The organism is Pseudenemella bisphenolivorans, from assembly GCF_051133435.1.
Classification (GTDB): domain Bacteria; phylum Actinomycetota; class Actinomycetes; order Propionibacteriales; family Propionibacteriaceae; genus JAAYAO01.
In genome coordinates this window covers 568160-580879 of record NZ_JBPGNY010000001.1, presented here as the reverse complement: position 1 = coordinate 580879, position 12720 = coordinate 568160, and the positions used below count along the sequence as shown (strand labels likewise).

Below are 12720 nucleotides of genomic sequence, written 5' to 3'. Positions count from 1 at the left end.
ATGGATGAGAACGCACCCCAAACTGCCCGATCCGGCCTGACGGCACGAGATGGGCCGCCCAGAGGTGCGGTTTCATCCACGACGACGAACAACCCCGCACACCGCGAAGGTGACAGCGCTGCTTCGGGCGGGTTCAGCCCAGCGGCACTGGTGGGCCCGTGAGGTTCTGGTCCACTGGCTGGGACCGGGGCTACGCGGCGGTAGTGCCCACTTGGTTCCCTAGCCGCGTGACCCTGAATCTTGCAAATCTGTACGAAGCCGTCGCCGCCGCGGTGCCGGAGCGTATTGCTTTGGTGTGCCGCGACGAGCCCCGCACCTTCGCCGAATTGGACCAACGTGCCAACCGGGTTGCCAACTACCTGATCTCCGCCGGCATCAAGCCCGGTGATCACGTGGGCATCCACATGCTCAACTCCCACGCCTATGTCGAGACCCTGCTCGGCGCCTTCAAGGCCCGCGCGGTGCCGATCAATATCAACTACCGCTACACCGGTGCCGAACTCAGTTACCTGTTCAACGACGCCGACCTCAAGGCCGTCGTGGTCTCCGGTGAGTTCGTCGGCCGTGACCTCGAGATCATCGCCGAAACCCCGCAGATCAAGCTCTTCCTGGTCACCGCCGACGAGCACGCCTCGGCCGCCGACCTGACCGCCCCCGAGGGCGTCACGATCGAGGACTACGAACAGGCGGTGGGCTCGGCCGACACCACCGCCCCGCTGGTGGACGAGCGCCGATCCGACGACACCCTGGTGATCTACACCGGCGGCACCACCGGCATGCCCAAGGGTGTGATCTGGGGTCACGAGGCGTTCTACTTCGCCTGCCTCACCGGCGCCAACCCCTACGGTGACCCGTACATGAATGCCGAGGAACTGGTCGCCGGGGTGACCAATCCCGAAGCGATGCAGATCGTGTACTCGCTCACCGCGCCGCTGATGCACGGTGCCGCGCTGTACACCGTGTGGACCGCGCTGCTGGCCGGTCACACCACGATCATGATGCCGAAGTACGACCCGGTGGAGTTCCTGGCCCTGGTCGACAAGTACAAGATCAACATCTGCATGATCGTCGGCGACGCGATCGCCCGTCCGCTGGCCGATGCGCTCCGTGACCACGGCAGCGAGTACGACCTGTCGTCGCTGTTCTACGTCGGCGGCGGAGGCGCGATCTTCTCCGAGACCGTGCAGACCGAGTTGAAGGAACAGTTGCCCAACATCATCCTGGGCAACTCCTTCGGCGCTTCCGAATCTGGTGTCGACGGCACCATCACCCTGGGGGAGGACGGGCTGATGCGCCTGGCCCCCAAGCCCTCGGTCACCGTGCTGGACGAGAACCTCCGCCCGGTCGAGCCCGGCTCGGGCGACCTCGGCTACGTGGCCCGCACCGGCCACATCCCGATGGGCTACTACGGCGACGAGGAACGCACCGCCCGCACCTTCCCGGTGATCGAAGGGCAGCGCTGGGTGATCCTGGGCGACATGGCCGAGATCGAACCGGACGGCACGATCATCGTGCATGGCCGTGGCTCCGGGGTGATCAACACCGGTGGCGAGAAGGTCTTCCCCGAAGAGGTGGAGCAGGCGATCAAGGCCTACCCGCCGGTGGAGGACTGCCTGGTCGCCGGCGTCGAGGACGACACCTACGGCCACCGGGTCGGCGCGGTCGTCCAACTCCGCGAGGGTGCCGGTGAGTTCACCGAGGAGGGACTGAAGGCCCACCTGCGCGAACACCTCGCCGGCTACAAACTGCCCGCGGTGGTCAAGGTGGTGGACAGCATCGTCCGCTCCCCGTCCGGCAAGGCGGATTACCGCTGGGCCAAACGCACGCTGAACTGATCCAGCCGTGAACGGGTGCCGGAGGTTGTGTCCGGCACCCGATTCATGTCCGACGAAAGGAACCCCATGGCCGAAGCAGTCATCGTCGAAGCAGCACGCACCCCGGTCGGCAAACGCTACGGGGTGTTGTCCGGGGTGCACCCCGCAGACCTGCTGGGCGTGGCCCAGCGCGCCGTCGTCGAGCGGGCCGGCATCGACCCGGCCATCGTGCGCCAGGTGATCGGCGGCTGTGTCACCCAGGCCGGCGAGCAGTCGAACAATGTGGTGCGCAACGCCTGGTTGTCGTCCGGCCTGCCGTACGCCACGGCCTGCACCACGATCGACTGCGCCTGCGGTTCGTCCCAGGAATCGGTGCAGTTGATCGCCGCCCTGATCGAATCGGGACGGATCGACGCCGGCATCGGCTGCGGGGTCGAATCGATGTCCCGCGTCTTCCTCGGGGCAGCCGCCACCCCCGGCACCGGTAACCCCTTCCCGCCGAGTTTCGAGGTCGACCTGCCCGACCAGTTCACCGCTGCCGAACGCATCGCCGAACTGCGCGGCATCACCCGGGAACAAGCCGATGCGCTGGGGCTGCGTTCCCAGGAACTGGCCGCCCGCGCCTGGGCCGAGGGCCGGTTCGACTCCCAGGTAGTGCCGGTGGAGGCCCCGGTGATGGGGGCCGACGGACCCACCGACGAAACCCACCTGGTCGACCGTGACCAGGGCCTGCGGGAGACCTCGGCCGAGAAACTGGCCGCACTGAAGCCGGTGATCCCCGAGGGCATCCACACCGCCGGCAACTCCTCGCAGATCAGTGACGGGGCCGCCGCGGTACTGCTGATGAGCCGGGAACGTGCCGAGGCCGAGGGGTTGCGGCCCCGGGCGCGGCTGCTGGCCTCCACCCTGGTCGGCTCCGACCCCTACTACCACTTGGACGGCCCGATCGACGCCACCCGGGACGTGCTCGCCCGCACCGGCATGACGATGGGCGACATCGACCTGATCGAGATCAACGAGGCCTTCGCCTCGGTGGTGTTGTCCTGGGCACAGGTGATGGAAGCCGACCTGAACAAGGTGAACGTCAACGGGGGCGCGATCGCCCTCGGTCACGCCGTCGGATCGACCGGTGCCCGGTTGATCACCCAGGCGGTCAACGAACTGGAACGCACCGGGCAGCACACCGCCCTGGTGACCATGTGCGCCGGCGGGGCGCATGCCACCGCCTGCATCATCGAGCGGATCTGAGGAGACTCCCATGACGATCGGATTGACCGACGAACAGGTGGAACTGCATCAGTTGGTGCAGTCATTCGTCTCGAAGCAGATCACCGAGGACGTCCTGCGCACCGCGATCGATGCCGAGAGCGAAACCCTGCCCGAGCACTGGTCGAACCTGGCCGAGATGGGCCTGCTCGCCGTGCACCTGGACGAGGAGGCCGACGGCTCCGGTCTCGGTATCGCCGAACTCGCCGTGGTCACCGAGGCGCTGGGTTATGGCCTGGTGCCCGGACCCTTCGTCCCCACCGTCCAGGCCTCGGCGATTCTGGCCCGGGCCGGACACCGCGAACACCTGCGCGGCCTGGGTGACGGCAGCCTGATCGGCGCGGTCGCGATCACCCCGGTCAAGGCCACCCCCACCGGTGACGGCGGCTACCAACTCAGCGGCGAGAACCTGGTGGTGATGTCGGGACACCTGGCCGACGTGCTGGTGCTGCCGGTGATGCACGATGGCGGTATCAACTGGGTGGTGCTCACCGGTGACCAGTTCACCGCCACCCAGGTCAACAGCCACGACCTGACCCGCCGCACCGCCACCGTCGAGGTGAACACCACCGTCGCCGCGGCTGCGGTGCTGGACATCGACTTCATGCTGCCCTGGGATGTCGTCAGCGCCCTCTACGCCGCCGAAGCCAGCGGTATCGCCGACTGGGCCACCCGCACCGCCACCGAATACGCCAAGGTGCGCGAACAGTTCGGCCGTCCGATCGGCCAATTCCAAGGGGTGAAGCACCGGGTCGCCTGGATGCTGGCCCACGGCGAAGCCGCCCGGGCCTGCGCCTGGGACGCCGCCAACGCGATCGACGACGCCCCCGACGAGATCGGTCTGGCCGTCTCGGTGGCTGCGGCGACCAGCGTCCAAGCCGGCTTCACCAACAGCAAGGACCTGATCCAAACCCTCGGCGGCATCGGCTTCACCTGGGAGCACCTGGCCGGGTTCTACCTGCGCCGGGCACACACCCTGCGGCTCACCCTCGGGTCGGAGGCCCACTACCAGCAGCGGGTCGCCCGCCTGGTGCTCAGCGGTGTCCGCCGCACCCTCGGCGTCGAGCTGCCGGAAGAAGCCGAGCAGATCCGTGCCGAGATCCGCGCCGAACTCGAACCGGCCAAGGCGATGGACGCCGGCGAGCAGCGCCGCTACCTCGCCGAGAAGGGCTACACCCTGCCGCACCTGCCCCAACCCTGGGGCAAGGGGGCCAGTGGGTTGACCCAACTGGTGATCTCCGAGGAGATCGCCAACGCCGGGGTCACCCCGGTCGACATGGTGATCGGCACCTGGGTGGTTCCGTCGCTGATCCACTGGGGTACCGACGCCCACCGGGAGAAGTTCGTCCCGATCTCGCTGAACGGTGAGATCTCCTGGTGCCAGCTCTTCTCCGAGCCGGGCGCCGGCTCCGACCTGGCCTCGATCCGCACCCGCGCGGAGAAGGTCGAGGGCGGCTGGAAGGTCAATGGCCAGAAGGTCTGGACCTCGATGCACATCCCGCCCGACTACGGCATTCTGCTGGCCCGCACCGACCCGGACGTGCCCAAACACAAGGGTCTGTCGTACTTCATCGTCGACATGAAATCGCCCGGCATCACCATCCGTCCGCTGCGCGAGCTGACCGGTGAGGCGATGTTCAACGAGGTCTTCCTCGACGACCTGTTCATCCCCGATGACATGATCGTCGGCGGCCCCGGCGACGGCTGGAAGGTGGCGATCACCACCCTGGCCAACGAACGCGTCGGCATGTCGCAGCTCTCGTCGATGGGCGACGGCCTGGAAATGCTGGCCGACCTGGCCCAGGGCAAGGACGACCTGGAAACCCTGACCAAGATCGGCAGCCTGGTCTGCGAATCGCAGAGCGGACGGCTGCTGTCGCTGCGCGAGACGATCCGCTCGATCAGCGGCGCACAGCCCGGCCCGGGCTCGTCGGTGGCCAAACTGTTCAGCGGTGGACACGCCCAGCGGGTGTGGGAGACCGTGGTGGAGATGCAGGGCCAGCGGGCCCTGATCCGTCCGGACGAGGACGACAAGGAACGTGACCCGATGTGGTACTTCCTCAACACCCGCTGTCTGACCATCGCCGGTGGAACCACCGACGTGCAGTTGAACATCATCGGTGAGCGCATCCTGGGCTTGCCCCGTGACCCCGAACCCACCAAGAAGTGAGGAAACAACAGTGAACAGGACCTTCGTCGCCGGTGTCGGCATGACCAAGTTCACCAAGATCGAAACCCGCGAGGACGAGTACCCCGAGATGGTCGCCGAGGCCGTGAACACGGCCCTGGCCGACGCCGGCCTCGACTACGCCGATGTGCAGCGGGCCGCGGTGGGTTATGTCTTCCAGCCCTCGGCCGCCGGCCAGCGCGCCCTCTACGTGGTCGGGCGCACCGGCATCCCGATGGTGAACGTGAACAACAACTGCGCCACCGGTTCCACCGCACTGCAGATGGCCCGCGAATGGGTCGGTGCCGGGCTGGTTGATGTCGCCCTGGCGGTCGGCTTCGAGAAGATGACCAAGACCTCGATGGCGGGCAGCTTCGAGAAGCCCAAGGTCACCACCCTCGACCCGCACATCAAGATCATGACCGACAAGTACGAGTGGTCGTCCGCGCCGCTGACCACCCAGATGTTCGGCAACGCCGGCCTGGAGCACATGGAACGCTACGGCACCACGGTGGAGCAGATGGCCGCGGTCGCGGTGAAGAACCACAAGCACTCGGTGCACAACCCCTACGCCCAGTTCCGCGACGAGTACACCCTCGAGCAGGTGCTGAACGACAAGCCGATCCACGGCCCGCTGACCCGTTCGCAGTGCTCGCCGACCTCCGACGGCGCCGCCGCCGCGGTGGTGGTGAGCGAGAAGTTCGCCCGCGAGCGTGGCCTGGACGACCGGGTCGTCGAGATCATCGGCCAGTCGCTGGTCACCGACACCGACGAGGGCTTCAACGGCTCGATGATCGACGCCGTCGGAGCCCCGATGACCCGCCAGGCCGCCGCCGAGGCGCTCGGCGAAGCCGGGATCACCATCGACGACGTCGACGTGATCGAACTGCACGACTGCTTCTCGGTGAACGAACTGATCACCTACGCCGGCTTGGGCATGTGCGCCCCCGAGGAGGCCGGCAAGCTCGTCGAATCGGGCCAGACCACCTACGGCGGCAAGTGGGTGGTGAACCCGTCCGGCGGCCTGATCTCCAAGGGCCACCCGCTGGGCGCCACCGGCCTGGCCCAGTGCACCGAACTGACCTGGCAACTGCGCGGCATGGCCGATCAGCGGCAAGTTCCGGACGCCAAGGTCGGACTGCAGCACAATCTTGGGCTGGGTGGGGCCTGCGTGGTCACCGTCTACCGCAAGGGCATCTGAGAGGAGCCGGAAAATGCCGATCGATCCGAAGGTGGCGCTCGAGGCCGAGCCGACCACCGCAGAGATTGCCTGGACCCGCCGCGACGTCCTGCTCTACAACCTCTCGGTGGGAGCCGGGAACCGGGGCGAGGACGATCTCGACTACGTCTACGAGAAGAACCTCAAGGTGCTGCCGACCTTCGCGATGGTCGCCGGCGGGGGCATCTCGGCCGGGGAGGACCGCGGTGGCGGCACCTCCGGACTGGACCGTCCGGGCCTGGACATCGACCTGTACAAGGTGCTCCACGGAGGCCAGACGGTGACGGTGCACCAGCCGATTCCGGCCAGCGGCACCGCCTCGGTGGCCACCCGGGTCAGCAACATCTACGACAAGGGCAAGGCCGCGGTGATCGAGATGGAAGCCGCCGCGACCGACGCCGACGGCGCCCCGCTGTGGACCAATGTGATGCAGATCTTCGTGCGCGGTGAGGGCGGTTTCGGGGGTGACCCGGGCCCGCAGAGCACCTGGTCGGCACCCGAACGTGAACCCGACCATGTGCTGACCTCGGCCACCGACGAACGTCAGGCGATGCTGTACCGGCTCAACGGTGATCTGAACCCGTTGCACGTCGACCCGGCCTTCGCCTCGATGGCCGGCTTCGAGAAGCCGATCCTGCACGGCCTGGCCTCCTACGGAACCGTGGCCCGCACCCTGGTCGACGAAGTCCTCGACGGTGACCCGACCCGGCTCGAGTCCCTGACCGTCCGCTTCGCCGGATCGATCTACCCGGGTCAGACCATCGAGACCAAGGTGTGGCGCGAGGGCGACGAGTTGCTGCTGGCATCCACCTGCCCCGAACGCGACGACGCCCCGGTGCTCACCCACGCGGTGGCCAAGGTGCGTGCATGACCGAACCCCACAGCGACGAACTCACCGCCGCCCCCAACAACGAGGGGGTGGACGCGGCGGTCGACGCTGCCCGCCGGGTGATCAACGCCCTGCTGCATGCCGGTGACAACACCGCCGCGGAGATGCGTCCGATCGCCGAGCAACTGAATCAGGTCGCCGAATACCTGGAATCCCACGCCCCCTCGATCGACGAGCGACTCGTCGACATGTGGGCGGGGGAGGGCGTCACCCGGCACGATCCGATCACCGGACCCGAGAACGCGATCGCCCCGCCGCTGGCCCTGACCGGCCATGAGGACGGTTCGATCTCCGGTGAGGTGACCCTTGGGTTGCCCTACCAGGGCCCGCCCGGATTCGTCCACGGTGGGGTGTCGGCGATGCTGCTCGATCACACCCTCGGGGTGGCGAACTGGTGGGGCGGGCTGTCGGGAATGACCGCCCGGCTCACCGTCGACTACCACCACCCGACCCCACTGTTCACGCCCCTGACCATCACCGGCAAACAGGTGCGCGTCGAGGGACGCAAGATCTGGACCGAGGGGTCGATCGCGGCCAACGGGGTGCACACCGTCACCACCGAGGGGTTCTTCATCGCCAAGGAGCTCCCACGACCACGCTGAGGCGGCCGGGGCCGACCACGATCGTTCTGGTGCTGTGCGCGGCCGCACTCAGCGCCGTGCTGATGCAAACGGTCGTGATGCCGTTGATCCCGGATCTGCCGGCGATCCTCGGCACCGACCTGGTCGGCGCCTCCTGGGTACTCACCGCGACCCTGCTCACCGGGGCCGTGGCACACCCGATCAGCGGACGGCTCGCCGACATCTTCGGTAAACGCCGGATGCTGTTGATCTGCCTGGCCGTGGTCGCCGGGGGCTCGGTGGTCTCGGCCCTGAGCAGTTCCCTGGTGCCGATGGTGATCGGCCGGGCCATGCAGGGCCTCGGGATGGGCATCATCCCGATCGGACTGGCCCTGATGCGTGACCTGTTGCCGGCCCACCGGCTGCAATCGGGGGCCGGCACCCTGAGCGCCACGATGGGCTTCGGTGGGGCACTGGCACTGCCGATCTCGGCCGGTGCCCTGATGTACGTGCACTGGAGCTGGCTGTTCTGGTTCGCCGCGGTGCAATCGGTGCTGTGCATGCTGCTGGTGCTGCGGGTGATCCCGGCCGATCCCGTCCGGCACCGGGCGGGGTCGATGGACGTCCCCGGCGCGATCGGTTTCGCGGTGGGCACCCTCGCCCTGCTGGTGGTGATCACCCAGGGCCCCGAGTGGGGCTGGCTGAGCCTGCGGGTGCTCGGCCTGCTGGTCGCCGGCTTGCTGGTGCTCGGGGTGTGGCTGGTCTATCAGTGGCGGACCAAGGACCCTCTGGTCGATCTGCGACTGTCGCTGACCCCGTCGTTGTTCTGGGCCAATGTCACCGGTTTCGCGATGGGCTACGGCATGTTCGTGTCGAACCTGGTCTTTCCGATCATGATCTCCGCCCCGATCGAACTGGGTTACGGCCTGGGGCTCAGCGTGGCCCACATCGGCCTGCTGCTGATGCCCAGCGGTATCGCGATGATGCTCGCCGGGCCGATGTCGGGCATCGTGTCGCGGCGGGTCGGGCCCCGCGCCACCCTGCAGATCGGCTCGGTCTTCGTCGCGGTCGGCTACGGCCTGGCCCTGATTCTGGGCGGGCCGGCCAAGGTCGTCGTCGCCACGGTGGTGGCCAGCGTCGGATTCGGGCTTACCTATGCCGCCCTGCCGCTGATCATCATGAACGGGGTGCCCGATGAGCGCACCGGGGCCGCCAACGGCCTGAACGCGCTGATGCGCACGATCGGGCTCACGGTGTCGGGTGCGGTGACCGCGATGATCCTGTCGCTGCACCGGGTATCGGTCGGCGGTGCCGACTTCGCCGGCCCGGCGGTGATGACGATCGCCCTGATCACCGCCGTGGTGGCGGCGCTGTCGTCGGTGGTGCTGGCCTTCGGCATCCCCCATCCGGCGAAGAATGCCGAAGGCTGATCCGGCTCAGCCCTGACCCGGGAGCTGCTTGCGGGCCACCTTGCCGGTGGCATTGCGCGGCAGCGGCTCGGTGGTGAGCTGCCACTTGGAAGGCACCTTGTAGTAGGCGAGCTGGCCGGCGGCATACTCCTGCAGAGCCTCCTCCGACACCTCGGCCCGGTCGTCGATCACCACCACGGCCATCACTTCCTGGCCCAGGTCGGCGTGCTCGATGCCGACCACGGCCACCTCCCGCACCGCCGGATGTTCGGTCAACACGTTCTCGACCTCGGCGGGGTAGACATTCTCCCCGCCCCGCAGAATCAGGTCCGAACGTCGGCTGGTCAGGTACAGCAGGCCGTCGCGCAACATCCCGATGTCACCGGTGTGCAACCAGTGGTCGGGCTCCAGGGCCTGCCGGGTGGCCTCTTCATTGCCCCAGTACCCGGCCATGTTGTAGGCGCTGCGTACACATACCTCGCCCTCGACCCCGTCGGCGACCGGCTCGTTGAAGACATCGCGGATCTCGATCTGGATCCCGAGCCCGGCGCGGCCGACCGTGCCGGGATGGTTGATCACGTCCATCGGGGTGGCGACCGCGGCCCCGGTGGAGGTTTCGGTCATGCCGTAGGAGTCGACCATCTGGGTGGCGAAGGGCAGCCCGGCCCGCACCCGCTCCTTGAACGCCGGCGAGGAAGGGGCGGTGGCCAGCGCGAAGGAGGTCAGGCTGGACAGGTCATAGCCCTCCACCCCGTGCTCGACCATGCGGTGCGCCATGGTCGGCGGCGCGCCCCAGCTGGTCACCCGGGCCGACTCGATCAGTCGGCACACCTGGTCGACATCGAAGGCGCCCAGGTGCAGCACCACGGTCGACCCGGTCGCCAGCCGCGGCATCGCCAGGTTGTGCAGGCTGGCGATGTGGAACAGCGGCAGGGCCAGCAGATAACGCTTGTCCTTGGGATCGGTTGGGTCACCGAAGGCGGTGGCGATGGCGTCGTTCATACGGTGGTAGGCATTCACCATCGACATGTTGAGGTGCACGTGGGTGACGGCCTTGGCCAGGCCCGAGGTGCCGGAGGTGAACAGGATCGCCGCCGGGTCCATCTCATCGCAGGAGACCTCGGGCAGGGCACTGTCCGAAGTGCCGTGGCCGCGAACATCGTCGAAGGACAGCAGCGGCAGGTCACCGATCACCTCGGCCATCGCATCGGCCCGCTTCCGATCGGCCACCACCAGCTTCGGGGTGGTCAGGCCGAGGCCGTGGGCCCATTCCCGGGCACTCCACCAGGCATTGCCGGCCACCGCCACCGCGCCGAGGGCCTGGATCGCCCAGAAGGCCACGATCCACTCAACCCGGTTGGCCCCGGCGATCATCACCCGGTCGCCGGCCTCGATGCCGTGGTCGGTGCGCAGCTTCTCGGCCAGACCGGCCACCTCGCGCAGATGATCGGTGAAGCTCAGGGTTTCCTCGCGGGTGATGATGTAGGGCCGGTCACCGTATTGGGCCGAATCGGCCAGCACCTGCTGCAGATTTCGATCACGGTTGGCGAAAACCGGCAGGGTGGTGCCGAAGACCTCGGCCGGCACCATCTCGAACGGTCCGCCCGGACCCACCAGCTTGCCCATCACTTGGGCCTGCATCTGCGCAGCGTCAGTCATCTTGTCCCTTCCCACGATGTTGAAGGACATGGTGTGTGACCGGCGAGCACAAATTCACGGCCGTTATCGATCACCGGGATAGGCGTTTCTGCTGGTTGCCGGGCGCCGTGGATGAAAACGCACCCCACAGCCGGTCAGGAGGCACGCGGCACCCCATTTCGCCCACTTGGGGTGCGTTTTCATCCATCGCCCACTTCGCCGGCGAGGTTTTCGATGACCGGGACCGGTCCTGACCGTCGACGACGGCAGCACCAAAGATGGCCGGGAGGGAAGGAGCGCCGATGGGAGCGTTGACGGGAAAGGTGGCTCTGATCACCGGAGCCGGACAGGGAGTCGGGCACGGTATCGCCACGGCCCTGGCCAAGGAGGGCGTTGAGATCGCCGCGGTCGGACGGACCCTGGAGAAGGTCGAGCGGGCCGCGGCCGAACTGGCCGAACTCGGGGTCAAGACCCGAGCCTACGAACTCGATGTGACCGATCTCGACGGGATCAAGCCGATGGTCGATCAGGTGGCCGAGGACTTCGGCGGCCTCGACATCCTGGTGAACAACGCCTACACCGGCAAGCTCGGCAAACTGCTCGACCTGGACGATGCCGGCTTCCAGAGGGGATTCGTCTCCGGCCCCTTCGCAACCTTCGCGGCGATGAAGGCGGCCCACCCGCACCTGGTGGCCCGCGGGGGCGGCAACATCATCAACCTGGTCACCTCGGCGATGGTGCGCTGGGATCCGACCGGGTACGGCGCCTACGCCGCGGCCAAGCAGGCGGTGAAGGCGGTATCGCGCACCGCGGCCGCCGAATGGGCCGCCGACGGCATTCGGGTGAATGCGGTCGCCCCGCACGCGCTGTCGCCGGCATTGCAGTGGTGGACCGAGAACTTCCCCGAAGAGGCCGCGGAGTTCGTCAAGACCATCCCGATGGGGCGGATCGGTGACTGTGAGGCCGATATCGGACGAGCCGTCGTCGCCCTGGTCGGCACCGACCTGCAGTACATGACCGGCGCGGTACTACCGCTGGACGGTGGCCAGGCCTACTTCGGCTGATTGCCGGACGAAGGGAGCAGACGGTGCACGGTGGTGATCAGCACCTCGAGCACCTCGGGGATCGGTCGGCCGGTGGTCACCGACACCATTGCCCCCAGGAACATGCAACTCAGGATGCTGGCCGCCTCGTCCAGGGACTCCTCGGAATGGCCCTGGGTGTCCCCGGCGCGCAGGGCGGCACCGATCCACGCCGCGCGCTCGGGGCCGAAGCCGATGCCCTCGGGCAGGGCCGGCCCCCAGGCCACGAAGGCGCGGTACATCGCCTGGTAGAGCAGCGGTTTGTCGGCCACCTGGGCCATGATCCGGCGGAAGACGTCGCTGACCCGGTCGGCGGGGGAGTCCCCGGCGGGTCGGCGTTGCTGCACGCCGGCGGTGGACCGCCCACCCAGTTCCAACAGGGCCTCGACCAGCAGTTGGTCCTTCGAGGAAGCGTGCTGGTAGGCGGTGGGTACCGACACCTCGGCCCGGGCCGCAACGGTGCGCACGGTCACCGCCTCGTAGCCGCCCTCGGTCGCCAGGTCGATGGCGGCGGCGATGAGCTTCTGCCGGGTGGCCGCCCGAGCCGGCGACAGCAGCGGGGCAACCACCGGGGGGTTCGGTGGAGAGGTGTCCATCCAATCAGCATAGACATCTTCAAGACTGCTGTATACCTACGCACTACAGATTGATAGATACGGGATTGACAGGTGTCTAC

General features: G+C 67.7%; 10 protein-coding genes. 8 read left to right on the top strand and 2 right to left on the bottom strand.

The annotated features are described in order from the left end of the window. The first annotated feature begins 227 nt into the window (after positions 1-227). From ACR4XW_RS02835 to ACR4XW_RS02805, 7 genes are all read left to right on the top strand, one after another. The gene (locus ACR4XW_RS02835) at positions 228-1835 is read left to right on the top strand and encodes an acyl-CoA synthetase (RefSeq protein ID WP_434758994.1); all 1608 of its coding nucleotides are present in this window, start codon (positions 228-230) and stop codon (positions 1833-1835) included. Between the two features lie 66 nt (positions 1836-1901). After that, a complete protein-coding gene (locus ACR4XW_RS02830) occupies positions 1902-3062 on the top strand; it encodes a steroid 3-ketoacyl-CoA thiolase (protein ID WP_434758993.1) in 1161 nt (386 codons plus the stop codon). 10 nt (positions 3063-3072) lie between these two features. Continuing rightward, positions 3073-5250 (top strand): acyl-CoA dehydrogenase family protein, encoded by a 2178-nt coding sequence (locus ACR4XW_RS02825; protein WP_434758992.1) that lies wholly within the window; start codon positions 3073-3075, stop codon positions 5248-5250. A 10-nt stretch (positions 5251-5260) separates the two neighbouring features. Further along, a complete protein-coding gene (locus ACR4XW_RS02820; RefSeq protein WP_434758991.1) occupies positions 5261-6448 on the top strand; it encodes a thiolase C-terminal domain-containing protein in 1188 nt (395 codons plus the stop codon). A 13-nt stretch (positions 6449-6461) separates the two neighbouring features. Continuing rightward, positions 6462-7337, top strand: a complete 876-nt coding sequence (locus tag ACR4XW_RS02815; RefSeq protein ID WP_434758990.1) for a MaoC/PaaZ C-terminal domain-containing protein — start codon at positions 6462-6464, stop codon at positions 7335-7337. Beyond that, positions 7334-7957, top strand: coding sequence for a PaaI family thioesterase (locus tag ACR4XW_RS02810; protein WP_434758989.1), 624 nt, complete (start codon positions 7334-7336; stop codon positions 7955-7957). The genes ACR4XW_RS02815 and ACR4XW_RS02810 overlap by 4 nt, the downstream gene beginning before the upstream one ends. 29 nt (positions 7958-7986) lie before the next feature. Beyond that, positions 7987-9345: an MFS transporter gene (locus ACR4XW_RS02805; protein WP_434758988.1), complete on the top strand. Its 1359-nt coding sequence runs from the start codon at positions 7987-7989 to the stop codon at positions 9343-9345. Positions 9346-9351: 6 nt separating this feature from the next. On the opposite strand, the gene casG is transcribed toward ACR4XW_RS02805, so the two are convergent. After that, the gene (gene casG, locus ACR4XW_RS02800; protein WP_434758987.1) at positions 9352-10983 is read right to left on the bottom strand and encodes a steroid-24-oyl-CoA synthetase; all 1632 of its coding nucleotides are present in this window, start codon (positions 10981-10983) and stop codon (positions 9352-9354) included. Between the two features lie 281 nt (positions 10984-11264). Here casG and ACR4XW_RS02795 point away from each other — a divergent pair, with 281 nt between their 5' ends. Then, positions 11265-12026 carry an SDR family NAD(P)-dependent oxidoreductase gene (locus tag ACR4XW_RS02795; RefSeq protein ID WP_434758986.1) on the top strand — a complete coding sequence of 254 codons (762 nt, stop codon included), beginning with the start codon at positions 11265-11267 and terminating at the stop codon, positions 12024-12026. Here the strand turns inward: ACR4XW_RS02795 and ACR4XW_RS02790 are convergent. Further along, positions 12014-12640: a TetR/AcrR family transcriptional regulator gene (locus ACR4XW_RS02790; protein ID WP_434758985.1), complete on the bottom strand. Its 627-nt coding sequence runs from the start codon at positions 12638-12640 to the stop codon at positions 12014-12016. The genes ACR4XW_RS02795 and ACR4XW_RS02790 overlap by 13 nt on opposite strands. Positions 12641-12720 lie beyond the last annotated feature (80 nt).